Consider the following 26,447-nt stretch of genomic DNA (forward strand, 5'->3'; position numbering starts at 1 on the left):
AAATTATCCTTAGAAACCGATGACCATCCCCCACAAACCACCAACTGCAGTTCGGCTTGATACCTCAGGCATACTTGCGCAACTGCGGCAGCGACTCAATGAAGTGCTGCTCGGTAAACAAGACAAGATTGAACTGGTACTGGCCTGTCTGCTATCGCGGGGCCATCTGTTGTTGGACGATCTGCCGGGGTTGGGCAAAACGACGTTGGCCAAAGCGATCGCGGGATGTTTCGGAGCGAAGTTCGCTCGAGTGCAGTGTACGCCAGACTTATTGCCGACGGATGTAACTGGATTTAATCTATTCAATCAGAAGACGCGTGAATTTGAATTTCATCCGGGACCTGTTTTCGCTGAGATTCTGTTGGCGGACGAATTGAACCGAACTACACCGCGTACCCAGAGTGCGCTGTTCGAAGCGATGGCCGAACGTCAGGTGACCATAGATGGGCAAACGCGGCCACTTGCTAAATCGTTCTTTGTTATTGCGACGCAGAATCCAATTGATAGCCATGGGGCTTATCCGCTGCCGGAAGCTCAGTTGGACCGTTTCGCAATGAAGCTGGAGATTGGATATCCTAATCAAGAAGCGCAGCTAGCGATTCTAGCTTCATCCAAAACGCATCTATCGAATGAATCGGCTGGAGCAGCCATGTTGAACATGGAGTTGCTCGATAACCTGCAGCGTGAAGTGCAAGAAGTACATGTAGACGTTCGCGTTCAAAAGTATCTTGTCGAGTTGTGCGACCGAACGCGTAGTCATGAATCGGTAGAATTAGGAATCAGCCCGCGCGGGATGCTGATCTGGCAACAAGTCGCCCGCGGTTGGGCGGTACTGCACGGCCGCGATTTTGTGAGCCCCGCGGACATTCAAGAGGTCGCTATGCCTGTGACCAGCGTGCGTTTGGTGACACGGCATCAGCGAGTCAACCAAGTGATGAGCGATATCTTGGAGTCAGTCCCAGTACCTGCATATTGATCAGGTCTTTCACCGTACAATCGAAATACCAATGAGTTGAAGGTTCCATCACGAGCAATAGTTATGCCTACCAAGCCACCTATGACAACCACGCGAACGTGTACCTATACCCTTAAGGCATTGCGCAGCAGAAGGATCGACCTTTGCAGAACGCGTTCTCAAAGCGTTGCGATTCTGCACCCTCGCCTGATTTGGCCTTATCTGGCAATTCTCATTTCGCTGGGATTGTTCCTTGGATGCGGCAAGGAGCAAGCTTCGTTGTTTGAGCACGATCATGAGTTACCTAAGAATTGGCCGCACAGCCTTAGCCAAGCGGCCAGTCGGATCGAGCAGACACTTACCGCATACAAAGCGCTTGAATCAGCGCAAACAATGGCCAAAGGTGATTTGATTGAAATGATTGGATGGATCCCGGAAGTTGCCGCCGAAACGGAATTGACCGAAGCTCAGTGGAACCAACTGGCCGATGAGTGCGATGCCGCCGTCAAATCGCTGCAGCGAACCAAAAACTTTGTCGATTCCGACGTGAAAGTCTTGAACGGTCTCGCCGAACGACTTAATCAAACGCAACAAATTCTGTCAAGCGACCAAGTATCGCTAGTGGAGAGTAATTAAATGGAAGTGATGCTCCTGGGCGGCCTGACACGCGGCTTACAAACGCTGATACTTGCAGCACCGACGCTACTGGTGGGATTGTTTATCGCGGCCTTGTTTCGATATTTCCTCGGCCAGCACGGCATGCATAAATTGTTTGGTGGCGATTCAATTCGATCGCTTCCACAATCCTGGTTGGTTGGCATGTTGCTACCGGTGTGTTCCATCGGTGTCATCCCTATTTTAAGAGAGATGCATCGCGCCAAACTGCGTCCTGGGGCCATCACGGCATTTGCACTTTCAGCTCCGCTTTTCAATCCGCTCTCATTGCTCTACGGACTAACACTTTCGCAACCGTCAGTCATCATCGGATTTATCCTCGGTTCTTTGATCGTAGTAACCTTGCTGGGATTGATCTGGGACCGCTATGCGCGTCGAGCGTCGTTGATGGCTGTCACGGCTCACACGGCGACTTTAAGTCCACGAGAGGGGAGCGAGCTGAACGATGATAAAGTATCTTATGGAACAAAACGCATCGCAGCGTGCGCGGTCTTGATGTGTCGAGAGCTATTTGGACTGACCGGCGCGTTGAGTTTACTTGCTGCGTTAGGCATTGTTGCTCTTGGGACGTTTTTGCCGCATGGAGCGTTGCAGACTTCGGTCGAACAGAACGATCCGTTAGCTCCGCTGACCATGGGGGTGGCTGCCGTGCCGATCTACTCCACGCCCATGTTGATTATGAGTCAGTTAGGGATGATGTTTGCGCACGGCAATTCGCCAGGCGCCGCCTTTTGCTTGTTGACATTGGGGGCAGGCCTAAACTTAGCGACCATCCTATGGATTGCGATCAGTTACGGTTGGCGACAAACAGCAGTATGGTTTACTGCTTTGATCGTCATCGTGCTTGGTTGTGCATATGCCATTGATAAACCCTTGATACCTAAAGGAGTGGAACCAGCCGGGCATACACATGCCTTTGATGTTTACACCAACCCGTTTCACCAAGGCCAAGCGATCGATCTCGATTTAGTTCGCACGACGGTCTTGGAGGCAGGTGATTTTGCAACTCGATTTAGCCTGCGATCGTTAGCGGTTTTGCTAGTGGGAGGGATCGTGTTGCGTGTGATGGGCAGCAACAACGCGATGGACCGCTGGGTTTTTGTTGACGCTAGTCCAGAGGGGCAGGGCAAGCTTGGAACGATCATACCTCCATCGGTGGTAGGACTGACTTGTCTAGTTGGCTTAGTGGTTTTAAGCGGTGTTGGTTGTTATGCTTATTATCCTGCCCCGAGCGAAGTCTTGAAAGAGATCCAGGTTGCCAAAGCAGAGGCATTGAGTGGTGCGTTGGGGGGTGAGATCGATGTTGCGTTGCATTGGATCCCGATATGGGAAGAGTGGTCGCGTAAGCTAGAGGTTGGAACTTATTTGCGTACCTTCGAGTTGCGGAGGTACCAGCGGATGCAGACCTTTATTTTGCGTAAGCAGTTGGAGTTGCTGGAGCATGCATTGGAGCATGAGAAAGAAGCGGCTGGCCGGGCGTCTCATGTAGAAGAAGAAGGAGGTTCTCACACGCATCCCAACCATGCGCACGATCGCAAAGAAATCCAAGAGCTCATTGGTCGATTAAGTCGAACCAGTCTAAAGATTAGTGAATGTTATCGCCAGTAGCAGGAGTGCGCGAAGGTAGAAGAAACACTTCGTGTGCCGTAACAACCTTTCATCTGACGGCAGTGGGAGACTGCCTGCTACCATCGCAATGGATTGGGCAGGAGAATCTGGGCAGTAGAATGAAAAGCATAGTGGCAACAGTTGGAAATACTGTAGCTTGCTTCCGAAGATTCTGCTGCCCCCATTCTGTTGCCAAACACGATCCCGATTTGCACCATCGCGATGGATTGGGCAATAGAATCAGGGCAGTAGAATGAAAAGCATATTGGCCATAGTTGCAGATACGGCAACTTGCTTCCAAAGATTCTGTTGCCCCCATTCTGTTGCCAAAAATGATCCCGCTGCACCGAGTCGCGATGGATTGGGCAATAGAATCTGGGCAGTAGAATGAAAAGCATAGTGGCAACAGTTGGAAATACTGTAGCTTGCTTCCGAAGATTCTGCTGCCCCCATTCTGTTGCCAAACACGATCCCGATTTGCACCATCGCGATGGATTGGGCAATAGAATCAGGGCAGTAGAATGAAAAGCATATTGGCCATAGTTGCAGATACTGCAACTTGCTTCCGAAGATTCTGCTGCCCCCAATTTTTTTGCCAAACATGCTCCCGCTCTTGCACCCAGTCGCGATTGGACTGGGCAATAGAATCAGGGCAATAGAATGAAAGGCATAGTGGTAATAGTTGGAGATGCTTCAGCTTGCTTCCGAAAATTCTGCTGCCCCCATTCTCCTGCCAAACATGATTCCGTTTCGCACCCAGTCGCGATGGATTGGGCAGGAGAATCAGGGCAATAGAATGAAAAGCATAGTGGTAATAGTTGCAGATACTGCAGCTTGCTTCCGTAAATTCTGCTGCCCCGCATTCTCCTGCCAATCACGGTACCTCTGCACTCAGCCGCGATGGATTGGGCAGCGGAAGTAGCGGCCTGGGAAGTTGACGCGATTTGCTAGCTAGGATTATCATTTTTAGTTGGTTTCTGCACATTAACAATGATTCCTGCGGCACTCCTAGCTATGCCAATTAGTCACTCACTCAAACTTCGATGCATAAGTAACAAGGAATTCTCGGATATTGACGCTACGGTGATGAGGTGCGCTTATGCCACGCAGAATCATTTTGGTCGACTCTTTGACGAGCGTGTTTATGAGAATGACTTAGCATCAAGACTTCGTGCCGAGGGGCTTGACGTCCACACCCAAGTGCAGATTACTCTGGCTCACGCCGCCTTTGCAAAGTGTTACTACCTTGATCTGGTCGTGAACGATATGTTGTACGAATTGAAGGTGGTGAATTGCCTAGGCCGCGAGCACTTTGCACAAGCCCTGCATTACGCGATGTTGCAAGATGTCGAATTGGTCAAATTGATCAACTTCGGGGAATCCAAAGTGATTGGCAAGCTTTTGAGGAACGTGGTGCCCGCCGAAGCCCGTTACAACGCAACATTCGATTTGTCGCATTTTGCGCCGCTAGGGCTACAGGGTGAACGGTTGCTCGAATGTGTGAAAGCAGTAGTTCTAGACCTGGGAACACACTTAAGCTTTCGGATCTACAACGAAGCGGTAATGCATGAGTTTGGAGGAGAGGCAGTCTGCCTTAAACGCATTGTTCTACAGACTGCAGGCAACCGGCTTGGAACTCACATAGTGCAGATATATGATGCCGATCGGGCGTTCGTAGTGACTGGTTTTTCTCGCAATCAAGAGCGATATCGAAGACACCTACAAGTCCTATTGGAGCATGCAATTGGTCTCGAAGCAGTTCAATGGTTTAATCTAAATGGCTGCTGCTTGGAAGCAACAACCATTGCGGTGTAACTTGTAGATCTATTAGGGGTAGAAGATCGCGAACCTAGTAGATGACAAGCTGACAGAATGTTGCTGCTATCCGAAATTCTGCTGCCCCGCATTCTACTGCCAACATGATCCCGTTTCGCACCAGTCGCGATGGATTGGGCAATAGAATCAGGGCAGTAGAATGAAAAGCATAGTGGTAATAGTTGCAGATACTTCAGCCGCTTCCAAAGATTCTGCTGCCCCCATTCTGTTGCCAAACATGATCCCGCTGCACCGAGTCGCGATGGATTGGGCAATAGAATCAGGGCAGTAGAATGAAAAGCATAGTGGTAATAGTTGAAGATACTTCAGCCGCTTCCAAAGATTCTGCTGCCCCCATTCTGTTGCCAAACATGATCCCGCTGCACCGAGTCGCGATGGATTGGGCAATAGAATCTGGGCAGTAGAATGAAAAGCATATTGGCCATAGTTGCAGATACGGCAACTTGCTTCCAAAGATTCTGTTGCCCCCATTCTGTTGCCAAAAATGATCCCGCTCTTGCACCCAGTCGCGATGGATTGGGCAATAGAATCAGGGCAAGAGAATGAAAGGCATAGTGGTAATAGTTGCAGATACTTCAGCTTGTTTCCTAAATTCTGCTGCCCCCATTCTGTTGCCAAACATGATCCCGCTGCACCGAGTCGCGATGGATTGGGCAATAGAATCAGGGCAAGAGAATGAAAGGCATAGTGGTAATAGTTGCAGATACTTCAGCTTGTTTCCGAAGATTCTGCTGCCCCCATTCTGTTGCCAAACACGATCCCGATTTGCACCATCGCGATGGATTGGGCAATAGAATCAGGGCAGTAGAATGAAAAGCATATTGGCCATAGTTGCAGATACTGCAACTTGCTTCCAAAGATTCTGTTGCCCCCATTCTGTTGCCAAACATGATCCCGCTCTTGCACCCAGTCGCGATGGACTGGGCAATAGAATCCGGGCAATAGAATGAAAGGCATAGTGGTAATAGTTGGAAATGCTTCAGCTTGCTTCCGAAAATTCTGCTGCCCCCATTCTCCTGCCAACACGATCCCGTTTTGCAGAGTAGGAAAACGTGCGTTCTGCCCCGCTACCGCTTCCCGATGCGCCGGCGTTGTGATCGGATGGAAGTCAATACGCAAGGGGGATCCACAGCCGTACCGCAACTAACTAAAATTGATCGATCATCACTAGATTGAATCCTCTCTCGTAATCACCGCGAAACTTGAAGCTCATATGAAAATCATATCGCAATCCTGGGTACTACTTATTCTTACCCTATTCGCAGCTTTTGTTCGGGCTGAGGGTACGGAGGGATCGGCTGCCAATTTAATCGAGCAAAGGTCAATTGCTGATGTCGAGCGAATACAGGCGGATGCGGTCAGTGCCGTCACTAGTACGCCTGGTCTTGTCGCGTTCTGGGATTTCATGCAGCGAGAATCTACTGAGCCGAATCGATTCATCGCCCACGTTCCTTACGGCCAATCCAATCGCTATCCGCTCGATGCAGCGAATTACATTCGAGACTACTGGCGGGCTGGGCGCGAAGCAACATATCAAGATTTCCCACAGCTTGGTCGTGGTCCTTTCGGCAACGCGATTCGCATTGTCAAAGAGACCGATCCTGATTTCCGTCCTTTCCTCTTCGTACCTCGCTCACGGCTGCATGACACGCCGCTTGACATCAAGGGTGCGGGAAAGTCGGTCTCATTAGTCGTGTGGGCCATTCGCGAAAGTGGCAACCACGCGCTGGCCGGTATCTGGCACGAAGGCACCGACTTGAAGCAGCAAGAAACGACCGGGATCGCGAAGGTGGAACGCGGGCAGAGGCAGTATGCACTCTTCGCTGGATTGAATAAGCAAGGAAGTGCATGCGGCCACGTATCGGAGAACGGCGCGAGCTCATTCATGAATAAGTACGCTTTGCACAAGTCCAATTCGCTTGCCCAATCCCCCGAGGTGCCCGCGGACTCGCCCGCTGAAGTACTTGATGCTTCGTGGCAATGTTTCGCAATGACATTTGACCATGAGATAGACGAACTCACTGGTTGGTTGAACGGAGTCTCGGGTGAGCGATGGCTGGACAATCCTAAGAAGGACACACTGATCTCCTATGCGTACAACGCTTACATGCAGGGGCATTATGCTGGGCTACCGGGTAAGCAGGATGGCGAAGACGAAAGCTTTCCCAAGGACCAATATTACAATCCACCCGAAGGTCAACCGCTGAGCGTGAAGCTTATTCGTGAGTCGGCCGGTCATCGCGTAGAACTGCATGAACATCGCTATACGAAGATTGAAGTCACTCTGCAAGACGGCAAGGAAGTCTCCCGTGATCTTGTCGCAATCAAGCTGAACCCTTGGTGGTATCCACATGACCTGTACTCGCCGAAGGATGCGCAAAGCGGCGGGCCATTCACGATCGGTCGAGTGATCCACAGCTCGCGCAGCGTCGGCTTCACGGGTTGGATAGGTGGAGTTGCGGTGTTCGACCGAGCACTCAGTGAAAAGGAACTTAAGACGCTTTCAAGCGTGAGTCAAACCACATCTACCAGCTCACGGTCCCCCTGAATGTTCATCATTCATCTCGGAGCGATCAACTTGCTCGTCGCTTGTTCATTTCACAAAAGCCAACTGTTACGATAGAATCGAGTTCACGTCGAGGACTTTGGCCGAACGCGCGATGAGTCTGTTGGTCGAAATGGAATCGAATATGTCGAATGTCGCTTCGTGAAAGCCTTGGCCTTCCGTGAAAGAGAATACGTAATGGACTATCAAGCGTGGGTGGCGTCCGCCGCCGGGGCAGCCTTCCAAAAACAATTGTTCGACAGGCAACCACTGGGACCAGAGGAAGTAGAGGTCGCGGTCGAACATTGCGGCGTTTGTCACTCGGACCTCTCAATGTGGCAAAACGAGTGGGGCATGGCGGCTTATCCTGCCGTTTTGGGACACGAAGTCGTCGGACGCGTTACCGCGCTGGGTCCGCACGCCAAAGGATTGACCATCGGCCAACGAGTCGGAATTGGTTGGAACTGTGGAAGCTGCATGCATTGCCGCGAGTGCATGTCGGGCGAGCAACATCTCTGTAACGAAGCTCAACCGACCATCGCTGGCCATTTCGGTGGCTTCGCAAACTCCGTGCGGGCCCATTGGGCGTGGGCCATCCCGCTACCCGAAGGTCTGAACATCGCTGATGCTGGGCCACTACTGTGCGGAGGTATTACTGTCTTCAACCCCATTGCGATGTTTGCGACGCCAAAGAGCCGCTTGGGTGTGATTGGTATCGGCGGCTTGGGTCACATGGCGTTAAAGTTTGCCACAGCGTACGGCTGCGAAGTCACAGCGTTTACCTCGAGCGAAAGCAAGTTCGATGAGGCACGAAGTTTTGGGGCTCAGCATGTTGTCGCCACTCGCGATAGCGATGCGATTCAAAAGCTTGCCAAATCGTTTGACTTGTTAATCGTTACCGTCAATGTTCCGCTTGACTGGGATTCACTGATAGCTTCGCTAGCACCCAATGGTCGAATGCATGTCGTTGGTGCGGTTCTAGAACCCATTCCGGTCGCGGTCTTTCCACTGCTCACGCGGCAAGCCAGCGTCAGTGCGTCTCCGACCGGGTCGCCGGTCAACATGGCTGACATGCTCGCCTTTGCTTCGCGGCACAAGATCGCGCCGCAGACGGAACATTTTCGGATGAGTGAGATTAACGAAGCGTTCGAGCATGTGGCCGCTGGCAAGGCGCGTTATCGAGTCGTTTTGGACGCAGACTTCTAAATTCAATCGTTAAATCGAAAGAATAGTGGGCCAACCATGCACAATCCGTTTGCCGAGATTGTCGACGAATCGACCGATTGTGAACTAATCGAACAATCGAAAAATGGAAGCCAATCTGCGATCGAAAAACTGATCCTTCGGCATCAAGCGTGGATCTACAACATCGCGCTACGCATGGTCTTTCATCCTCATGACGCTGAGGAAATCACGCAGGAAGTTTTGATCAAAGCAATCACGCGACTTAGTACATTCAATGGCGAAAGCAAGTTCCGAACTTGGCTTTATCGGATCACTGCGAACCATGTCTTGAACATGAAACGTCGCGGCGGTGAAAAGGAAAGTCATACTTTCTCAAGCTATGCCGATGCCATCAACGGCACCCCTGAACTCGATTTTCCCGATCCAAGGACGGTGCCAGTCGACGTGCCTCTCTTGGTGGAGGAAGCGAAGATCTCTTGCACGATAGGCATGCTGTTGTGCCTCGATCGAAAGCAGCGACTCATATTCATCTTGGCAGAGGTGTTTGGTGTCAGCGACACGGTCGGCGGCGAGATTCTGGAGATGTCACCCGATAACTTCCGGCAATCGCTATCTCGAGCGCGCCGTGACTTGTACCAATTTATGAACAACCAATGTGGACTTGTCAACGAGAGCAACCCCTGCCGCTGTCCAAAAAAGACAAAGGGTTTTATCGAGGCCGGTCACGTCGATCCACACAACTTGATATTTTTGTCTTCACGTGTAGGCCAGATACGGAGCGTAGCCGCTGCTACGTACGCTCACATCGACGACGTCCTGGATCAGCAGTACGCGGCGATCTTTCGCGATCATCCTTTCCTCGAACCGAAGGATCAAGTTCTTTGGTTGCGGAAAATGTTGGACGAACGCAAACTTCGCGAAACATTGCACCTGAACTGAAAAAAAGTGCTCGGGTTTTGTCACAGTTCTCCATCGAAGGTGTCAATAGTCGTAGGAGGACAAAACATGTCTAAATTACAATCAAAAACAGCGTTAGTAACAGGCGCTTCCAAGGGGATTGGGGCGGGCATCGCTCTCCAACTCGCTTCGGCTGGGGCAGCCGTAGCAGTCAACTACGCGTCCGACAAAAGCGGAGCAGATGCGGTTGTTCGTTCGATTACTGAAGGTGGCGGTCAAGCGATCGCGATTCAAGGTGACGTTTCGAAGTCTGAGGACGTAACCCGCATGTTCGAGCGGACGGCCAATGCATTTGGATCCATGGATATCTTGGTCAATAATGCAGGCGTGTATCAGGCAATGCCACTAACGCAGATGACGGAATCGGAGTTTCATCGGGAAATGAATATCAATCTGCTTGGCCCGCTGTTGACGATCCGAGAATCGCTTAGGCACTTTGGTTCAAAAGGTGGCAGCATCATCAACATCGGATCGGCCGCCTCGCGATCATTACCAGCCGAGTTCTCAATTTATGCGGCGAGTAAGAGTGGCCTCGACGCCATCACGGGCGTGCTGGCCAAAGAACTTGCCTCGCGTGGCATCCGTGTTAACTCAGTCAATCCGGGTGCGACACTCAGCGAAGGCACCAAGGAAGCGGGACTCTACGGCGTTGGAAGCGATATTGAGAAAACGCTTGTCGGAATGACTCCGTTGGGACGCATTGGCACGCCGCAGGACATCGCGCGAGTCGTCGTATTTCTAGCATCAGAAGATTCCGGTTGGCTGACCGGCGAGATCATCCATGCGACCGGTGGTCTTTGATCGTTCAGATTTAACTTCAAAACTTCATCACAAATAGGAAAACAATATGCCTGCTTACATGATTTTTATTCGCGAACAAACACTCGACCGCGCCGAGTTGGAAGCCTATTGGGCCAAAGTTGCTTCAACGCTTGAAGGAGTGCCGCTTAAGGTGCTCTCTGCCTATGGTCCCCATGTGACACTGGAGGGGCCGGACGTGGAAGGCGTGGTGATCGCGGAGTTCCCAAGTGTGGATGCGGCTCGCCAGTGGTACGACAGCTCCGCATACCAAGAAGCTGCGAATCACCGACGTATCGGCGCGATATACCGTGGATTGATTGTCGAAGGAACTTAGACTTGGCATTGAACGAAGACGACGTGGTTGTTTGGCAATCGCTTGTTCTGATGGGCTTAGCAGCGTTCATCACGATAGGGAACTCGCTGTTTAGATAATATGCCGGCTTCCTTTAAATTGGCGATCCAGCAAATTCTTGTTGTCTCACTTGTGAACGAGTCTTTGTGAATTTTCATCACTTTAAAGCTGGCTGTGGCCCATTGATGCAGGTTGTAGCCCGTTGCCCCGAGAATTCCGCTATAATCAAAAGGTCCAACATATCATTGCATCGAATTTATGCACACGTCGGGAATTGATTTAGTCAGCCACACGTCGTGGGCAGCCGAACTGAGTCGTTGCGGTATGCCATTGAGAGTATGCGATTAGGAAGCGAAGATGAAGAGATCAAATTTTGTTCGCCTAGTTATGTTGGCTGCAGCGTTGATTTGTACGGTAGATCAAGATATTACTAATGCGAGCGAAGTTGTCTTTCCGAGCCATCGCAACGTGGTCGATGTGACTCGCCCGCCGTACAATGCAAGTGGCGACGGAGTAACTGACGACACTGAGGCTCTGCAAAGGGCCATCAACGAGAATGTCGGTCTTCATCGTCTCCTGTATTTCCCGCAAGGCACTTACCTCGTGAGTTCGACGCTGACGTGGCCCAAGCAATTTGGCGGGCGCGAGAACTGGGGTTTTACCTATTTGTCCGGTCAATCGCGAGAGACCAGCATCATCCGGCTAAAAAACGGGACGTTTACTGATGCGGCGAAGCCCGAGCCAATCATGTGGTGCGGTGGTTTCGGATCAGCCGATTGGTTTCACAACTATATCGAGAACTTGACCTTCGACGTTGGCGCAGGCAATCCCGGCGCGGTCGCTTTGCAGTTCTACTCAAACAACTCCGGTGCGGTTCGCGATTGCCGTTTCCGGGGCGGCTCGGAAAGCGGTCACACCGGACTTGACCTAGCGCATCGCGACATGAACGGGCCGTTGATTGTCCGGAACTGTGAGGTGCTGGGTTTCCGGCGCGGTATCGCCACGGGGCGTTCGGTGAACGGACAGGTCTTTGAGCACATCATGCTGCGTGGTCAGACGGAAGTGGGGATCTTGAATGAAGGTCAGGCGATCAGCATTCGAGGATTGTCCAGCGACAATGCAGTGCCCGTAATTTCCACCTACGGTACGTTGTGTTTGCTGGACGCCAAACTTATCGGACAAGGTGAGGCTGCGAGAAGGCCAGCCGTCGTGAACTACAATGGGGGGCGAATTTTTCTACGCGACGTGACTACGATCGGATACGGACGTGCTTTGGCTGACGTCTCGCACACCCCCGATTCTGCCGCTGCGTATCGCATTCAAGGCATACACAAGCTAGGGAGCGAGGGACCGAATATTGACGAGTATTGCTCACATGCGACAACAAGTTTATTTCCTTCGTCGCTGACCTCATTACGACTCCCAGTGAAGGAAACCCCCGACACTCCGCGCGATGAACCAAGTACCTGGGCGAATGTAGATGACTTCGGCGCCGATCCGACCGGCAACGCGGACTCGGCTGCTGCGATCCAAGCGGCGATGGACTCTGGAGCAACCACCATCTTTCTCCCGGGCAGTTACAACATGCGCAAGACGGTAACGATCCGCGGCAAGGTCCACCGTGTCGTTGGTCTGGGCGGCCAAATCAACTACGGTGTCGGGCTGAAACCCGATTTCAGGCTTGAAGATGGCGAAGCGCCAGTGGTGTTTCTAGAGCATATTGCCCACATCCACGGCGGGCTGGAAGTAGACACAAAACGTTCGCTCGTTGTGCGCAGCGTGTCCGACTGCAATTTTTCCTGCACCCACAATGCGGAGGGGGCGGAATGGTTTTTCGAGGATGTCGTGACACACGACTTGCAGATCAAACGGCAGAGTCTCTGGGCACGGCAACTCAACATTGAGAACCAAGGCACGCACCTCCGCAACGACGATGGCGATCTCTGGATACTTGGCTACAAGACAGAGCGCGGCGGCACACTGCTCGACACACACGGCGGCGGACGCAGCGAAGTTCTGGGCGGATTCAGCTACACTACTACGGCAGGCCGACTCGCGCCGATGTTCGTCAACACGGACTCCTCGGTTTGGGCATATTTTGGAGAGGTCTGCTACAACGGAGAGCCGTTCGAGGTCTTGGTCCGGGAACGTCGCGGCAAGGAGACCCGCGAAATCCGGCAAGGGATGGGAGGCACTTGGCCTTATGCGGGTACCCCAAAACAGTAAGAACGCGTTTCAGTGTTAGCCAGAGGTAGCGTTGCAAACGAATCGCGGAGCCGTTACTTTCGGAGATCAACGTCAACTTTAATCGATTCAATCGACCTGGCTGTACGTTAAGGTTGAGCAACTCACGCGGAGAAGACTGCGGCGGCGGAACCTGGCCTGTCACTTCCGCGAAAGTTGCGATGATAATTTCAGCCCAAGGATGTCTGTCAACGGTGCAAACTAGCTTGATGCTTTTCGTGTGGACTCGATGGTGGCCAACTTAAGTCAGTTGCTCGTTTGAGGAAACTCAATGAATAACAGTATGCCCAAACCGGACCCTGCTTTTGCGAACCCGCTTCTGCGTGTGCGACTGCGGCGGCGCGTTAGTTCGCTGCTAAAATGGATATTTGCGGTGCCGGAGGAACGATTGGGTTGCTTAACGCTCGCGCGTTGCGGCGGTACCTACAGTTATCAGTCCATGTTGGGACTAATCGCACTTAGTCGATGCGCTTTAGTTGATAAGTGAATGCACCCAACAACTCTCCTGCTTTGGTGGCGTGGCAACTGAGACAAACTTTGCCCCCTCGGATGGCACCTACAAAATTTATCTCGTCAGGTCTCTGGTCAATGACTAACAGTTCGCCCCGGTACAATTGCTCTACGGCTTCGGATTCAAATTTCGTCAAACGCCTTGTTGGAATGTCATCCAAATGCGCCATATCGGGAAGATAATCCTCTGAAAAGTAAGCCATTGGTATGTTATGCTTGAGAAGGCTAACAAGCTCCATGCGCTTCAGTTGCCAAACGTTCGAGATGGCTGCTGCATCGGCTGTTGAAACTGAAGTGGCATCATCGTGCAATTGATCATTGTCTTGCTGGTCGATTTCTTGGAATGTTGTTCGGATCCTGGCCACCGCGTGCTTTCTATGCCCCCTCGCTTTTCGATATGCCACGGGATAACCCAGTTCTTGTTTAAATTCGTCCGAAGAACTTTCAAACATTTGTCTCATGTACAGCTCGATCGAGTTAGCTTGATATCCAAGTTCGCGTAACTCGGGATCGTGAATATCAATCTTGGGAGACTCTGTCACAACTATGTCGTCAAACCCAATGAAGCGAGTCCGGAACCAGCCGAACTCAGGAATCTGTGCAAACGCATCGAGCTTCTTGTCATGCAACTCTTTTAGAGCTTGAGTTGTTCTTGGCTCCCACCATTGCGTCTCTTTAGGATCGTATTGCGGATTCGGGCGATGTGAATCTGGTGTTTCGCTGAAATGCATTGCGTTCCAGATGTGCATCTCCATGGTGTCAGCACTAGCAAGTGAATAGGGATAGCGGTGCTTCGCTGAATGTTTACTCAATCGGCGTCCGGTTTCGTGCTGCAAATCAGCCGCGTAGTCTACGACCGGAAATTTATCTAGAAAGAACTGTGCGACTTTGCGATGTTCTTCAAGTGGTAGCAGGTCTTTGTGAATCCCGAGCGACCTCGAAAAAGATTCTGAGTCCCTCATACTTCCTATTCGTATCGACTTTAAATACTCATTTGCCGTGCTCGGAAACATTTCCTCCAGCGTTCGACCTCCCCCCCAACCTTCGAACTGTACTTCTTCAAAATCTTTACTGAGCAGCACTCGACGAAACTTTTCTTGCCGTTTCGCAAAGTCCTGCTCAAAAGCCTTTGCGCGCTGGTGTGCCCCATACTCAAACGAGAGCCAGATGGAAGAAACTACGAAAGCCGCTATCAGAGCGAACGCTAGAGGTTTCATGAGAACCGCCTTAAGCAACAGATAGGAGAAGACTGCCGTTATGTACCAAGAATATCTTCCATTGTACTGAGTTGAGTCGCTTAAGTAGAACAATCCTTCTTCCTTGATGATCAAAAATCCAAGAACGTAGCGACGATCGTACAACATCGCTTGACACGGTGAGGCTCGCGGTAGTCCGCAAAACAGAGTGACGCTCGTTTGGAAGTCGGGTGAAAAGTCTTGGGATCGCTTGGTGAGTTCCCTGCGTTGGATGTCCAAAGAAATTCTGGTGAATCCCTCTACACCAACTTGTAAGACGTCAGCATCAAAGCGGAGTACTATGTAGAAACACGTTTTTACGCTGCCCAGTGCCAGCTAGTCGTGGAGGGGATAGGCGGGTGGCGTAGGCTAACATCAATGTGATGTCCAATAATGGTATTTGCACCGTTTCCCCGCCATGTTAAACTGTCAGTTTGGAGATCGAAACATGACCGTTGAGCAAGCAATTAACGACATTTCTACGCTGCCACCGATCGACCAGCTTCGTGTCGTTCAGGCGATCTGGGACCGACTGGCGGACGGCATTGGCACTGAATTGAGCGATTCACAGCGTGCCGAACTGGACCGTCGCTGGGCCGAGTACAAGGCAGATCCATCGACTGCGCTTATCGAGGAAGAATTTCGAGAACGCATCCGTGTGGCGCGTGGTCGATGAAGGCACGTATAACGACACACACCGAATCTGATCTGCTGCGGGGCATTGATTGGTTCGATCGCATTTCAACTGGTCTTGGCGAAATGTTCGAAGCAGAATTTTACCGTGCTTTAGAACGGGTCAAGGCAAATCCGGAGTTGTTCGCCGCTGACCATACGGGCTACCGTGCTTGCCGGCTCAAACGATTTACCGCTGTTTTGTATTTCCGTATCGACGAACAGTTCGTGGTTGTTGTTGGGCTTTTCACCAGCGGCGAAGATGAGGGCGACATTCAGAATCGTAGATAGCTTCCGCATGCACCGGAGTCGCGGGTTGAATATTTTTTCAGATTAAGCATTACTTGTCGTGACCTCGGTGATGCTTGCTGTTCGTCGACAAAAGAAGAGGACTTCATCATGAGGCAGCACTACTTTCTCGGGACGCCGGTGCTTGGTATCGTTGCGATAGCAGCTTCTTGCTGTTTGGCGGCTTGGGCGTTGCAGTACGAGCATACGGAGGGCCGGCTGCAGATTAACGCCAGTGAAATTGGCCGCTCAATTGACCTTGTTGGAAGGCTCGGCGTTCCGATGGCAACTGTTGTTGGAGTAGAAGGACGTTTGGAGAATGCAGCTCAAAATTAGCGACCTGATGATGTTTGTAACCGTCGTCGCGGTTTATCTTGCCGCAAGATCGGCAACAATACAGAAAGAAAGTCTAGCGTTCGTCGAGTACGCACCGCTTGTCGTTTCCGTACTGCTTTCTGGACACGCTGCGATTCGGCGGGCTTCCTACCTGCGGATTTACCTAGTCTCATTCCTAGGAGCTTTTGCAGCGTCGTTGGCGTGGTTGTATGAAATGGTGACACGCTCGTCAGCGACAACCTTTCTACATCAAGACTTCGTCTATAACAATTACCAGTCAGATCTGTTCTTAAATTCTATTGGTGTCGTTTTAATAACAGCCATTGGCACAGCTTTTTGTGGTAGTTTTGGTGCAATACTTCGTTATCATTGGACAGATTGATGCGACACCAACTCCAAATACGGACGAATCATGGGACGCAACGCAGCGTCTGTGACGGCGTTTCTCGTGAGAGCAATGTCGAATTGGGCCGCGCGTTGATTCCGGTCGTTCTGCCAATAACACATTTGTCACGTGCGGTCCTTCCTGAGTATCACACGTCAACCGTACGAAGAGCCTTATCACGTCGATTTGCTTCTGTCTGCCGGAAACCGGTCTGCACCGACGCAGTTCGAAGTCGATGCCAATGCTTCCGACTTGAACGATGCCGCTGAATCGGTTTGAATTTGAGCTTATTGGCATTCAATCTGGCGTTGGGAAAACGCAGCCGTTATGCATCGGAAAGTAACTGTGGCGAGCAAAGTACCAACCTCATTTTCACATGACTACGCCACCGCTCGGCAACGCTTTCGCCAAGCCGCGTCGCAGCTTGGTTGGCAATTAGAAGCTCACTCCATTGGTCATCTCGGACCGAGTGGTGAAGAGTTGACATTTGATGTCGCACTGTCGCAAGCGGGCGGCCCAGAGAAAGTGTTGGTCGTTTCGTCCGGCATACATGGTGTCGAAGGCTTTTTTGGGTCAGCTATACAAGTCGCAATGATGGAACAATGGAGGTCCTCTCGTACTCCGCCAATTCGATGTGTGTTTCTGCATGGGCTGAACCCTTTCGGCTTCGCTTGGCTTCGTCGGTTCGACGAAAACAATGTCGATCTTAATCGGAACTTCTTGCTGACCGGCGAACGTTTCGAGGGTGCTCCGGCTGGCTACGCCCGGCTTGACGGTTTCCTTAATCCACGTAGGCCGCCTTCCTCGTGGGAGCCATTCTCGTTGAAGGCACTGTGGCTAATTTCCAAGTATGGTATGCCCGCGTTGCAGCAAGCTGTAGCGGGCGGTCAGTACGATTTCCCGCGTGGGCTTTTCTTCGGAGGCAGCGGGCCTTCGCGCTCGCAGCAATTGCTGAGCGAGCACCTGCCCCGATGGCTTAGGGGAAGCAAGTGTGTCGCCCATCTTGATTTTCACACAGGGCTAGGTCGGCAAGGTGCCTGCAAGTTGCTTATTGATTACCCCCTGAATGCGACGCAGCGAAGCTGGCTGACGGATTGGTTTGGGGCCGACTCATTTGAAGCGTGTGATTCTAGTGGCATCTCTTATGCTGCGCGAGGCGGATTCGGGCGATGGTGCGTGACAGGCGGACTGGCCCCGACTTATCTGTTCGCCTGCGCGGAGTTTGGTACGTACAGCCCAGTGCAGGTAGTTGCAGGGTTGCGTGCAGAAAACCAAGCTCATCATTGGGGTGACCCGAAAGCAGCCTCCACCCTTAAGACCAAACAGCGGCTCACCGAGTTGTTTTATCCGGCGTCAGACATCTGGCGCTCGAAGGTCCTAGAGTCAGGATTGGATCTTGTATTTCGAGCCCAAAAGGGATTGTTGCAAGTCCAATTATGATGCGGTCACGCGATGCAACTCCAAGCCCATCTCGGGCGCAGTGTGCGTTACTCTTAACACTACGCGCAGCGTGTCGTCGAAAGTTTGGCAAAGATTACGTACCTACAAATCGATCTTCTACACGATTGTTGCAGCCGATTTCGCATCCATGGCTCAAGCGGGAGAGTATGAATTGGAGAGGCCGATAGCGATGGGCTTCCAATCGTTGCTGCTCCCGGTTACTTCTCGAAACTTTCTCCTAGCCCGTGCACGTGAGATTCGTCCGCAGTACAATCGAGATTGAGTGAAGGTTGTTCATTTGCCACCTGCAAACGTGACGCGGAAGGATCAAGCGATCTACGCTGGTGATCGATGGACAGTTAATTTCAATAGAAGTCGTAGTCGGTGACGGACGCGTCGCTAGCATTCATCATTATTGGTAACAGCTTGAATCCCTATTCACCATGCACTATCGAAACGGCAGGCGTTTTCGCAAAGAATTGCGTACAACGGGACGGTGATTCTCTAGTTACGAGAAATTGCTGCGAGTTTCCCGCATACTGTGTGATATCAGGTATTCGGCTTGACGAGGAGTGCTTTGTGGATCGCCACCTGCATTCATCGTATTTTGGGTCGGTGTTTCCGCTTCACTGTCGAGTCCGATATTGCCTGTCCATCGAGTTGCAGAGGGCATACAAACGCAGACGACTATTGGTCAGAGTGCTAAGGTACTTGGGAATTGCAGTGTTTGCTTGGGGCTACTATTCCAGAGATGCCTTGATTGACATTTTACCGTGGCAATTCTTTTGTGGGTTAGTTACGCTCTCATTTATAGCGTTAAACTGCATATCATTGGACCCACTTCGACTACAAAAGAGAATAGGCACCCAGTACTGGATTGCTGGAGCGAGCCAAAAATTTCTGCGCCAGATACCAGAGATAGGGGAAGACGGAGCGAAGGGTTTCACCGATGATGGTCAATTGGCAAATGTCTGATTTGATCTTGGCCACCGCTCCAACTTGTCCGTTACTGTCATCGCAGTTAGCTGTGAGCTGTAGTTATCGGGATAGATACTCCCTTCAAGAATGCAGATTCCACTTCGCACAAATGTGACTGACTTGAGCAACGATGAGCTCCTGTTGTTTGACTTTCTATTCGATAGCAGGCTGGGATTCCATGCACTTCGAAGGGAAGATTACGCCTTCCACATGAATTGTTCGTACTCACACGGACTGGATGACGACGCCTTGGAGGCAGTCCTCTTATCGCTTACTACTAGGGGGCTTCTGCACCGAAAGATTGCTCCAGTTTACGACGTTGAGACGAGAGGATATGCAGAAAAAGATCTCTATACCATGTCCGAGTTCGGCGGCAGACTTTGGGAACTTGAGAGGCTTCCTGACTGGGAGCGATTCGTTTGCACCGCACACTGGGCGCTCGGTGGGAATAAAAGGGGAATGATGCGCGTGATCTGCATTGACGAGAGTATCGGGCTCATGTGCATGGGGGCTATGTTTGCGTGTGGGCTGATATCCCCAGTGGGACGCTTGCGTATTCGGGAGGTCTGGGACGTGAGACTCTTGCCCTGGAGAACATTTTCCAAAGCGTACTCAATTCGTTGCCGAACAAACGATACCATTCACGACCTACATTTAGCGATCAAGTGGGGTGTTTACAACAGAATGCGATGCTGGTGGAGAGACATACACGAATTAGACTCGATAAGTCGATCGCTCCGCAAATCATTTTGATTCGTTGCGGCATAAGATGTTGCAACTCATTCGGCAAGGTTCAGAATGCGCATGCTGTGCATATCATCGATGGCTGGCCTTTTGGTCTCATGTAGGCCGTTAGAATATCGCTTGGCGAGGTCGCTTTCCTCGCGTTGCCCGGGATTGTTACTTTTGTATCTGCGATGGCTTCGCTTGCTGGGACATTGATTGTCCCGGACTTGTCTAGCTACAACTTTTGTGGATGACGAAACTGTTTGTTGAGTTTCAAGTCTGGCCGGTCTCGGTAGCTGCAACTACAATGTGGATGTCAACTAAGTAAGACCGCGAGAGGAATTGCATTTTTGAGATTCGATCCCCCTTGCCTTACGACGGAGGAGCAATCTAACACTTGGGTGAGGAACATCGGTTCCTGTCCGAAGCTTTACGCGTTGAAGATGCCACTGGTCGGTCTCGATATTTGCTCAGCAGGGGGGGCATTTTGTTCGCGCCTTTAGTCTTACCAATCCAAATCACCTGCGTTGTGCTGCTTCTCAGCTTGATTGTTTTGTCCAGCTTGATGCGCCGCTACACAAAGTATCCGCTGATTGCCTCTTTTGGCGTCTGCTTTATTGCTGGTACTCCAATACTTATGCTCGTGGGTGCAGTCGTTGACTCTATTCGATATGGAGTATTTGAGTTCCCAGATGCCTCGCGATTGAACGACCGCTATGGGGAACTACCGAGAGACGCCACGAATATTACGCTGCACAAGTTCGCTTCCGGACATAAGCTAAGATTCAATATTGCTGAGTCGTCGTTAGAATCTTGGATGGCCGACGTTACACAAAAGCGATCACGATACTTAGATGCCACGCCATTCAAGCTAGACATTTCCGGTGGCCTGCACCTCAACGAAGAGTTTACCAGCCGATTTGCTCTGTATCGTTGGCCTTGTCCATCGGACATAATTGTTTATCGCGGCTGGCGATCAGGGCGTGGCGCTGGGTTTGACGTGTGGTATTCTAAATCCCAGCAGTTGGCCTACGTCAGCGCATCCTACTGGTAGTCACAGGAATGATGCCGCGGTGTACTGAAGTCGCTGAGTGCATGCTGCCTGAAATCATCGTATTCTGCTTTAGGTTGTTTTATTTTCGCTGTTCGTTGACCTGCCCACTCAACGACTCGTATTGGATCCTTATATGATTGATGCGCAAACGCTCAGCGAGCTTCAAGCTGTATTGATTGGAGGTGGCATGTTATGGGGGATTGGAAGAACCATTCACTTGCTGAATGCAAGGACCAATGATTCAAAACGAATTCACGGACAGTTTCTCCCGGAATGGATCGGCGGTATGTACATCGGTGCGGGACTGGTTGCTCTTTTTTGGTTCGGTCCCGTTGCGAGGGTCCCTGTACCACCTTCTCTCGGATATGCAGGTTTCGGACTGCTTATTGGATTAATAGTAGGATGGATTCACGGCAGCATTCGTCTTCATCGTTATTCACGCCAGTCAGTGACTCTAGAAGAGCACCAGCCGATTTCGGGGGCGGATGATGGTAATCCTTACCGAGCACCGAGTTTCAGGAGCGAAAAGCACACAAAAGCACACAGAACTGTAAACCGAAGTTTTCTTAGTCGTTGCAAACTGGAGCTGCGACGAATGCAAAAACGTAGTGACAGGCAAAGTTAGCTTGCAGAAATTTTATGGACAATGCGACAGTTCGGATCGTTCACGGCTTTGCCGTTACGTCAGCAGTGTTTCGGCCACTTATGCGTAGGCTGCGAAATGCGTCGCTCGAACCGACTCTTTTTCGCTATCCAAGTGTCGGGCTGACGCTGAATGAAATTGTTGATCGATTGGCTTTCGATCTTGAAGATCAGCGGCCAGATGCAATTGTGGCGCATAGCCTCGGTTGCCTTGCGACGTGGCTGGCCGTTTACCGGACGGGTTGGGAAGGTCCGATCGTGCTGCTTGCGCCACCGCTTTCGACTATTCCTTCGACTCGTCTGATCCCTAGTTGCTTGCGGTGGCCGTTCGGACCGTTGCTCGATCATCTCGCTTTAACGTCTGCTTCAAGTTTTGGCTTGCCATCGCTATCGGGATGCAGAATCAAAGCGATTGTCGGCGGCTTTGATTTGTCGGTCCCAATTTCGTGTACACGCCACGCTGGCGTTGAGGATTCGTTGGTTGTGTGGCACACTCACAATTCAATGCTCTTCTCAAAGTCGATCGCGAAGCTGTGTGTGGATTGGATTTATGCTTCCGTTTGAGCAAGTAGGGCTTAGGCGGGATTTTCGTTTCGCCGAATCGCTTGGTTTGGCTTGGGCGTCAGCGGCGATGTCGTTGTGGGGCAAAGTCCCGGGCAGCAAGCTTTCGGGAGAAATGGAGAAATACGGGGCAGATGCGAAGCGGACTTTGACGCCGCCCGGTACAGATACCAGCAAATCGGCACGTCGCCAGTTGATCGCCGTTGATCGATTGGCAGGGATTGTCGGGCTCAAGCAGTTAGAGTTTTTGGCATTCGCCGGTAAAGGATGGGTAAAAAAGGGACATTTTGCCATATTCAAACCGTTGATTCTTCGCCAAAATGTTTAATTCGCCTTACCGGAATATTCGATACTATCGATACCAAGCGCCAATTTTACGCGCTGTTTTTGCTTATCCTTCGCAGTTTATCCATGTCGACGAATTCAGCATCTAAGAAAGTCAACGTTGTTAGCGGTGTTACTGTTCGCTTGGCCGGAGATTCCGGCGACGGTATGCAATTGCTGGGAACGCAACTCACCAACACCTCTGCACTCTCCGGAAACGACGTCGCGACCTTTCCCGATTTCCCTGCTGAGATTCGCGCCCCGCGTGGAACTCGAGGCGGCGTGTCAGGTTTTCAGGTCCAGTTTGCATCGCACGAAGTCCACACGCCCGGTGACGTGGTCGATACGCTGGTGGCGATGAATCCAGCGGCGCTGGTGACGAATTTGGGCGACTTGCGTCCTGGTGGGACGCTGATCGTTAACGAAGATAGTTTCGAGGAGAAGGATTTGAAGCTGGCGAAGCTCCGGACCAGCCCTCTGGAAGAGCCGGCGATGGAGAATTATCGCTTGGTGAAAGTTCCGATGACGCGGCTAACCAAGGAAGCAGTGGCGGAGTTCAATATTAGCGTCAAGGAAGCGGATCGCTGCAAGAACTTCTTTGCCATGGGCCTGATCTACTGGCTGTACGGCCGTAACATGGAGCCAACGTTGAAGTTTATTCGCGGCAAGTTCGCGGCCAAAGATCCCACGATCGCACATGCCAACGAGAAAGCGCTGAACGCGGGTTGGGCCTTTGGCGAAACGATCGAAGCATTGCCGACCAGTTACTCGGTCCAGCCCGCTCGGCTTAAACCTGGCGTGTACCGCAATATCATGGGCAATCAAGCGATGGCTCTGGGGTTGATTGCGGCCGCCAAGCAATCGGAGAAAGAGCTATTTTATGCTTCTTATCCAATTACACCTGCCAGCGATATTCTGCACGAGCTATCGCGACACAAGAACTTTGGCGTCGTGACATTCCAAGCCGAAGATGAAATTGCAGCGGCATGTTCGGCAATCGGAGCCGCTTACGGTGGCCAAATGGCGGTCACTTGCAGCAGCGGCCCAGGCATCGCACTTAAAGGTGAAGCGATGGGGCTGTGCGTGATGCTGGAGTTGCCGATGATCATTCTGGATATCCAGCGTGGTGGACCTAGCACGGGGCTTCCTACCAAGACGGAACAAAGCGATTTGATGCAAGTTATCTTTGGCCGCAACGGTGAAGCTCCGATGCCGGTTCTAGCAGCGCAATCGCCGTCCGACTGCTTTAACATCGTCTTGGATGCGTGGATGTTGGCGACCTCGTTGATGACGCCCGTTATGGTGTTGTCGGATGGGTATATCGCCAACGGTTCAGAGCCTTGGTTGATTCCGAACGCCGATGATTTGCATCGAATTAAGATCGAGCATCCGGAGCACAAGAGCGAAAACAATGTGTTCTTGCCCTATGCCCGCAACGAACTTCTGGCACGGCCATGGGCGATTCCTGGCACACCGGAATTGATGCACCGCATCGGCGGGCTTGAGAAGGAAGACGGTACCGGGAACATTTCTTACGACGCGGAGAATCATCAGAAGATGACAAATATCCGCGCTCAGAAGATTGCCAATGCCGCTCAGTTGTTGCCGCCGCAGCATGTGGATGGTCCGCAGAGCGGCGAGCTGCTGGTGGTCTCATGGGGGGGGACATACGGCGCGGTTTTCACGGCGGTCCATGAAGCTCGCAAGGAAGGTCGCAGTGTCGCGCACGCTCATATTCGATACATGAATCCTTTCCCAAGCAATCTTGGCGAAATCCTTTCTCGCTACGAAAAAGTTTTGATTCCTGAGTTGAATTGCGGGCAATTGCGGATGCTGATTCGCGCCCGCTACCTGGTCGATGCAATTGGCCTGAATAAGGTCAAAGGCAAGCCATTCACTATTCATGAACTACTGGACAAGATCAACGAACTCACGACGACGCAAGCTCATGTCGCCAGCCGCGCGAGCTAACGTTGATTGATCCTGTTTCCCACTCTTGGCGCTGCATTCCAACACTCTGGAGCAGCCCGCAATGCCTGATGCCAGTCTAACTCAATTGTTTTACTCATAGATTATTACCATGAACGCTCCCCTACCAGTATTAACTGCTAACGATTTTGCCAGCGACCAAGACGTACGATGGTGCCCAGGTTGCGGCGATTATTCGATCTTGGCTCAGATGAAGAAGGTGTTGCCGGAAATTGGTGTGGTACCGGAAAAGACTGTGTTCGTGTCCGGCATTGGATGCTCCAGCCGCTTCCCCTATTACGTCAACACCTACGGCATGCACTCCATTCACGGCCGTGCTCCCGCAATCGCGACAGGGCTGAAGGTTACGCGGCCAGATCTCACCGTTTGGGTCATCACCGGTGACGGCGATGCATTAAGCATTGGCGGTAATCACTTTATTCACTGTCTGCGACGTAACTTGGACGTGAATATTGTTTTGTTCAACAACCGCATTTATGGTCTGACGAAAGGCCAGTACTCGCCAACCAGCGTACAAGGTCAGGTCACCAAGAGTACGCCGATGGGCTCGGTGGATCATCCTCTGAATCCGATCTTGATCGCGATGGGGGCTCAAGCGACCTTTATTGCTCGATCAATTGATGTCCATATAAAGCACCTTGGCGAGACGCTCAAGCGAGCGGCTGCTCATAAAGGAACTTCGTTCGTGGAAGTCTATCAGAACTGTAACGTGTTCAATGATGGTGCTTGGTCATATGCTCAGGATAAGTCCACTCGCGACGACAATGTGGTTGAGCTGGTGCATGGTAAGCCGCTGATTTTCGGCAAGGATCGCAGCAAGGGAATTCGCTTGCAAGGTTTGAAGTTGGAGATTGTCGATCTGGAGAAGGACGGTGTCAAAGAAGACGACCTGCTGTTCCATGACGAGCAAGCGGACATCACTTATACTTGCCTTTTGGCAAGGATGCGTCGTCCTGAGTTTCCTGAGCCGATTGGGGTCTTCCGTCAAGTGTCTGATTCGACGTTTAACGATGACTTGCGAGCTCAAGTTACGGAAGCAACTGCTAAGAAGGGGCCCGGTGATTTGCAGCGTTTGCTGACGGGCTCCGACACTTGGACCGTGAACTAAAGGCGTTTAACCGCAAGACCGTTCAATGAATTCCATCATGGCAGACTTTTCGTTAAAAAGTCAGCCGTAGGTGTACTCGTAACGAAATCGCATACGCCTTCGGCAAATGTTTGAGCGGTTCCTTGAACGCTAGGATGTTCAACCGCGTTCCCGGCGGGCCGCGTTGATGCTGTCGGGTAAATGAACTCAACGGATTAGAAATCTATCGCAAATTGAGCCCACTCACATCTTAGATGCCGCTGATGATGTCGCAAAAAATCGAAATCTGGCATGGGTGTGTAGCGGCCAATGCGAACGAAGCCGCATCGTTTCGAACTCTGCTGAGTGATGATGAGCTTGAGCGGGCGGACCGCTTTCGCTTTCCTGAACTGCAGCACAAGTTCGCTCAACGTCGCGGACTGTTGCGCATCATTTTGGCCAGCTACCTCGATGCGGCTCCAGCAAGTTTGCAGTTTGAACAGAACGCACATGGCAAACCATTTTTGTGTGTCCCCGGTTCGGAAGTTCAGTCGCGTGAATTGTTCGCTGGGCTGCAGTTCAGCTTGTCGCACTCGAAGGATCGTATGATGGTTGCCGTAACAAGCCAACGTGATATTGGCATCGACGTTGAATTCATACGCGAGGACATCGATTTCCTGGGCCTCGCTCAGTCATTCTTCGCGAAAGAGGATGTGGCCAGTATTCAAAGGCAGCCAACTGTTCACCGGCAACGGCAAGCGTTCTTCGAGATATGGACTGGCAAGGAAGCGTATGTCAAAGCCATTGGTCAGGGGCTTTCCATTCCGCTGGACCAATTCTCCATCGATATGGAACAATCCAGTCCTTCATTACGCTTTGCATCTCATCCGCAAGTTGCCCCAATCTGCGGTGATAACGCGCGGTGGAGCTTCGCAAAGCTGACTTTGGCCGATAGCGAAGCAGCATGCGTGGCGTACACCGGCGCGGTTTGCAAGATTACTTACCGTACCATCGAACCGCGTTTCGATCACCTAAGCTTTCGCTAACGCCGCAAGCATATCGCGGCCAGACCAACTACTTCGG

General features: G+C 51.5%; 25 protein-coding genes. 22 read left to right on the plus strand and 3 right to left on the minus strand.

What is annotated here, in order from left to right; all coding sequences use genetic code 11:
• The first annotated feature begins 19 nt into the window (after positions 1–19).
• The 5 genes from SH302x_RS12860 (at position 20) to SH302x_RS12880 (ending at position 7,622) form a co-directional block, all read left to right on the plus strand.
• Positions 20–976 (plus strand): AAA family ATPase, encoded by a 957-nt coding sequence (locus tag SH302x_RS12860; protein ID WP_479369086.1) that lies wholly within the window; start codon positions 20–22, stop codon positions 974–976.
• Between the two features lie 63 nt (positions 977–1,039).
• The gene (locus SH302x_RS12865) at positions 1,040–1,591 is read left to right on the plus strand and encodes a hypothetical protein (protein WP_479369087.1); all 552 of its coding nucleotides are present in this window, start codon (positions 1,040–1,042) and stop codon (positions 1,589–1,591) included.
• Positions 1,592–3,238, plus strand: coding sequence for a permease (locus SH302x_RS12870; RefSeq protein WP_479369088.1), 1,647 nt, complete (start codon positions 1,592–1,594; stop codon positions 3,236–3,238). It begins immediately after the preceding gene.
• 1,014 nt (positions 3,239–4,252) lie between these two features.
• Positions 4,253–5,053 (plus strand): GxxExxY protein, encoded by an 801-nt coding sequence (locus SH302x_RS12875; RefSeq protein ID WP_479369089.1) that lies wholly within the window; start codon positions 4,253–4,255, stop codon positions 5,051–5,053.
• Positions 5,054–6,287: 1,234 nt separating this feature from the next.
• On the plus strand, positions 6,288–7,622 hold the full coding sequence (locus SH302x_RS12880; RefSeq protein ID WP_479369090.1) for a LamG-like jellyroll fold domain-containing protein: 1,335 nt from the start codon (positions 6,288–6,290) through the stop codon (positions 7,620–7,622).
• 66 nt (positions 7,623–7,688) lie between these two features.
• On the opposite strand, the gene SH302x_RS12885 is transcribed toward SH302x_RS12880, so the two are convergent.
• The gene (locus tag SH302x_RS12885; RefSeq protein WP_479369328.1) at positions 7,689–7,940 is read right to left on the minus strand and encodes a hypothetical protein; all 252 of its coding nucleotides are present in this window, start codon (positions 7,938–7,940) and stop codon (positions 7,689–7,691) included.
• On the opposite strand from SH302x_RS12885, the gene ahr reads away from it, so the two are divergent.
• The 5 genes from ahr (at position 7,836) to SH302x_RS12910 (ending at position 13,140) form a co-directional block, all read left to right on the plus strand.
• The gene (gene ahr, locus SH302x_RS12890; protein WP_479369270.1) at positions 7,836–8,825 is read left to right on the plus strand and encodes an NADPH-dependent aldehyde reductase Ahr; all 990 of its coding nucleotides are present in this window, start codon (positions 7,836–7,838) and stop codon (positions 8,823–8,825) included. The two genes, SH302x_RS12885 and ahr, sit on opposite strands and share 105 nt — an antisense overlap.
• A gap of 36 nt (positions 8,826–8,861) precedes the next feature.
• Entirely contained in the window at positions 8,862–9,743 is an 882-nt protein-coding gene (locus tag SH302x_RS12895) for an RNA polymerase sigma factor (RefSeq protein ID WP_479369091.1), read from the plus strand.
• Positions 9,744–9,809: 66 nt separating this feature from the next.
• Positions 9,810–10,562: an SDR family NAD(P)-dependent oxidoreductase gene (locus tag SH302x_RS12900; RefSeq protein WP_479369092.1), complete on the plus strand. Its 753-nt coding sequence runs from the start codon at positions 9,810–9,812 to the stop codon at positions 10,560–10,562.
• A 46-nt stretch (positions 10,563–10,608) separates the two neighbouring features.
• Positions 10,609–10,896, plus strand: coding sequence for a DUF1330 domain-containing protein (locus tag SH302x_RS12905; protein WP_479369093.1), 288 nt, complete (start codon positions 10,609–10,611; stop codon positions 10,894–10,896).
• A gap of 375 nt (positions 10,897–11,271) precedes the next feature.
• Positions 11,272–13,140: a glycosyl hydrolase family 28-related protein gene (locus SH302x_RS12910; protein WP_479369094.1), complete on the plus strand. Its 1,869-nt coding sequence runs from the start codon at positions 11,272–11,274 to the stop codon at positions 13,138–13,140.
• A 476-nt stretch (positions 13,141–13,616) separates the two neighbouring features.
• Here SH302x_RS12910 and SH302x_RS12915 read toward each other — a convergent pair whose 3' ends face one another.
• Positions 13,617–15,032, minus strand: coding sequence for a hypothetical protein (locus tag SH302x_RS12915; protein ID WP_479369095.1), 1,416 nt, complete (start codon positions 15,030–15,032; stop codon positions 13,617–13,619).
• A 319-nt stretch (positions 15,033–15,351) separates the two neighbouring features.
• Between SH302x_RS12915 and SH302x_RS12920 the strand changes: the two genes are divergently transcribed.
• The 8 genes from SH302x_RS12920 to SH302x_RS12955 all read left to right on the plus strand — a co-directional run bounded on the left by SH302x_RS12920 (position 15,352) and on the right by SH302x_RS12955 (position 21,407).
• Positions 15,352–15,579: an addiction module protein gene (locus SH302x_RS12920; protein WP_479369096.1), complete on the plus strand. Its 228-nt coding sequence runs from the start codon at positions 15,352–15,354 to the stop codon at positions 15,577–15,579.
• The gene (locus tag SH302x_RS12925; RefSeq protein ID WP_479369097.1) at positions 15,576–15,866 is read left to right on the plus strand and encodes a type II toxin-antitoxin system RelE/ParE family toxin; all 291 of its coding nucleotides are present in this window, start codon (positions 15,576–15,578) and stop codon (positions 15,864–15,866) included. Before SH302x_RS12920 ends, SH302x_RS12925 begins: the two co-directional genes overlap by 4 nt.
• A gap of 108 nt (positions 15,867–15,974) precedes the next feature.
• Positions 15,975–16,199: a hypothetical protein gene (locus SH302x_RS12930; protein ID WP_479369098.1), complete on the plus strand. Its 225-nt coding sequence runs from the start codon at positions 15,975–15,977 to the stop codon at positions 16,197–16,199.
• Positions 16,183–16,581 (plus strand): hypothetical protein, encoded by a 399-nt coding sequence (locus tag SH302x_RS12935; RefSeq protein ID WP_479369099.1) that lies wholly within the window; start codon positions 16,183–16,185, stop codon positions 16,579–16,581. Before SH302x_RS12930 ends, SH302x_RS12935 begins: the two co-directional genes overlap by 17 nt.
• Positions 16,582–16,929: 348 nt before the next feature.
• Positions 16,930–18,024 (plus strand): M14 family metallopeptidase, encoded by a 1,095-nt coding sequence (locus tag SH302x_RS12940; protein WP_479369100.1) that lies wholly within the window; start codon positions 16,930–16,932, stop codon positions 18,022–18,024.
• A 70-nt stretch (positions 18,025–18,094) separates the two neighbouring features.
• Entirely contained in the window at positions 18,095–18,307 is a 213-nt protein-coding gene (locus SH302x_RS12945) for a hypothetical protein (protein ID WP_479369101.1), read from the plus strand.
• A 1,908-nt stretch (positions 18,308–20,215) separates the two neighbouring features.
• Complete coding sequence (locus SH302x_RS12950) at positions 20,216–20,782, plus strand: hypothetical protein (RefSeq protein WP_479369102.1); 567 nt, start codon at positions 20,216–20,218, stop codon at positions 20,780–20,782.
• A 133-nt stretch (positions 20,783–20,915) separates the two neighbouring features.
• Positions 20,916–21,407 (plus strand): hypothetical protein, encoded by a 492-nt coding sequence (locus SH302x_RS12955; protein ID WP_479369103.1) that lies wholly within the window; start codon positions 20,916–20,918, stop codon positions 21,405–21,407.
• Between the two features lie 78 nt (positions 21,408–21,485).
• Here the strand turns inward: SH302x_RS12955 and SH302x_RS12960 are convergent, their stop codons facing one another.
• Complete coding sequence (locus tag SH302x_RS12960; RefSeq protein WP_479369104.1) at positions 21,486–21,698, minus strand: hypothetical protein; 213 nt, start codon at positions 21,696–21,698, stop codon at positions 21,486–21,488.
• 276 nt (positions 21,699–21,974) lie between these two features.
• Between SH302x_RS12960 and SH302x_RS12965 the strand changes: the two genes are divergently transcribed.
• From SH302x_RS12965 to SH302x_RS12980, 4 genes are all read left to right on the plus strand, one after another.
• Positions 21,975–22,313, plus strand: coding sequence for a hypothetical protein (locus SH302x_RS12965; RefSeq protein WP_479369105.1), 339 nt, complete (start codon positions 21,975–21,977; stop codon positions 22,311–22,313).
• 83 nt (positions 22,314–22,396) lie between these two features.
• Positions 22,397–24,280, plus strand: coding sequence for a 2-oxoacid:acceptor oxidoreductase subunit alpha (locus SH302x_RS12970; RefSeq protein ID WP_479369106.1), 1,884 nt, complete (start codon positions 22,397–22,399; stop codon positions 24,278–24,280).
• A gap of 109 nt (positions 24,281–24,389) precedes the next feature.
• Positions 24,390–25,406, plus strand: coding sequence for a 2-oxoacid:ferredoxin oxidoreductase subunit beta (locus SH302x_RS12975; RefSeq protein WP_479369107.1), 1,017 nt, complete (start codon positions 24,390–24,392; stop codon positions 25,404–25,406).
• A 242-nt stretch (positions 25,407–25,648) separates the two neighbouring features.
• On the plus strand, positions 25,649–26,410 hold the full coding sequence (locus tag SH302x_RS12980) for a 4'-phosphopantetheinyl transferase family protein (protein WP_479369108.1): 762 nt from the start codon (positions 25,649–25,651) through the stop codon (positions 26,408–26,410).
• Positions 26,411–26,447 lie beyond the last annotated feature (37 nt).

The organism is Njordella calcicola, from assembly GCF_056494125.1.

Coding starts and splice junctions, on each gene's coding strand:
- SH302x_RS12920 (WP_479369096.1), top strand. CDS start 15,352: ATGACCGTTGAGCAAGCAATTAACGACATTTCTACGCTGCCACCGATC.
- SH302x_RS12905 (WP_479369093.1), top strand. CDS start 10,609: ATGCCTGCTTACATGATTTTTATTCGCGAACAAACACTCGACCGCGCC.
- SH302x_RS12875 (WP_479369089.1), top strand. CDS start 4,253: ATGCCAATTAGTCACTCACTCAAACTTCGATGCATAAGTAACAAGGAA.
- SH302x_RS12860 (WP_479369086.1), top strand. CDS start 20: ATGACCATCCCCCACAAACCACCAACTGCAGTTCGGCTTGATACCTCA.
- SH302x_RS12930 (WP_479369098.1), top strand. CDS start 15,975: ATGAGGCAGCACTACTTTCTCGGGACGCCGGTGCTTGGTATCGTTGCG.
- SH302x_RS12895 (WP_479369091.1), top strand. CDS start 8,862: ATGCACAATCCGTTTGCCGAGATTGTCGACGAATCGACCGATTGTGAA.
- SH302x_RS12980 (WP_479369108.1), top strand. CDS start 25,649: ATGATGTCGCAAAAAATCGAAATCTGGCATGGGTGTGTAGCGGCCAAT.
- SH302x_RS12865 (WP_479369087.1), top strand. CDS start 1,040: ATGCCTACCAAGCCACCTATGACAACCACGCGAACGTGTACCTATACC.
- SH302x_RS12975 (WP_479369107.1), top strand. CDS start 24,390: ATGAACGCTCCCCTACCAGTATTAACTGCTAACGATTTTGCCAGCGAC.
- SH302x_RS12900 (WP_479369092.1), top strand. CDS start 9,810: ATGTCTAAATTACAATCAAAAACAGCGTTAGTAACAGGCGCTTCCAAG.
- SH302x_RS12915 (WP_479369095.1), bottom strand. CDS start 15,032: ATGTTGTACGATCGTCGCTACGTTCTTGGATTTTTGATCATCAAGGAA.
- SH302x_RS12880 (WP_479369090.1), top strand. CDS start 6,288: ATGAAAATCATATCGCAATCCTGGGTACTACTTATTCTTACCCTATTC.
- SH302x_RS12925 (WP_479369097.1), top strand. CDS start 15,576: ATGAAGGCACGTATAACGACACACACCGAATCTGATCTGCTGCGGGGC.
- SH302x_RS12870 (WP_479369088.1), top strand. CDS start 1,592: ATGGAAGTGATGCTCCTGGGCGGCCTGACACGCGGCTTACAAACGCTG.
- SH302x_RS12935 (WP_479369099.1), top strand. CDS start 16,183: ATGCAGCTCAAAATTAGCGACCTGATGATGTTTGTAACCGTCGTCGCG.
- SH302x_RS12910 (WP_479369094.1), top strand. CDS start 11,272: ATGAAGAGATCAAATTTTGTTCGCCTAGTTATGTTGGCTGCAGCGTTG.
- SH302x_RS12970 (WP_479369106.1), top strand. CDS start 22,397: ATGTCGACGAATTCAGCATCTAAGAAAGTCAACGTTGTTAGCGGTGTT.
- SH302x_RS12965 (WP_479369105.1), top strand. CDS start 21,975: ATGCTTCCGTTTGAGCAAGTAGGGCTTAGGCGGGATTTTCGTTTCGCC.
- SH302x_RS12955 (WP_479369103.1), top strand. CDS start 20,916: ATGATTGATGCGCAAACGCTCAGCGAGCTTCAAGCTGTATTGATTGGA.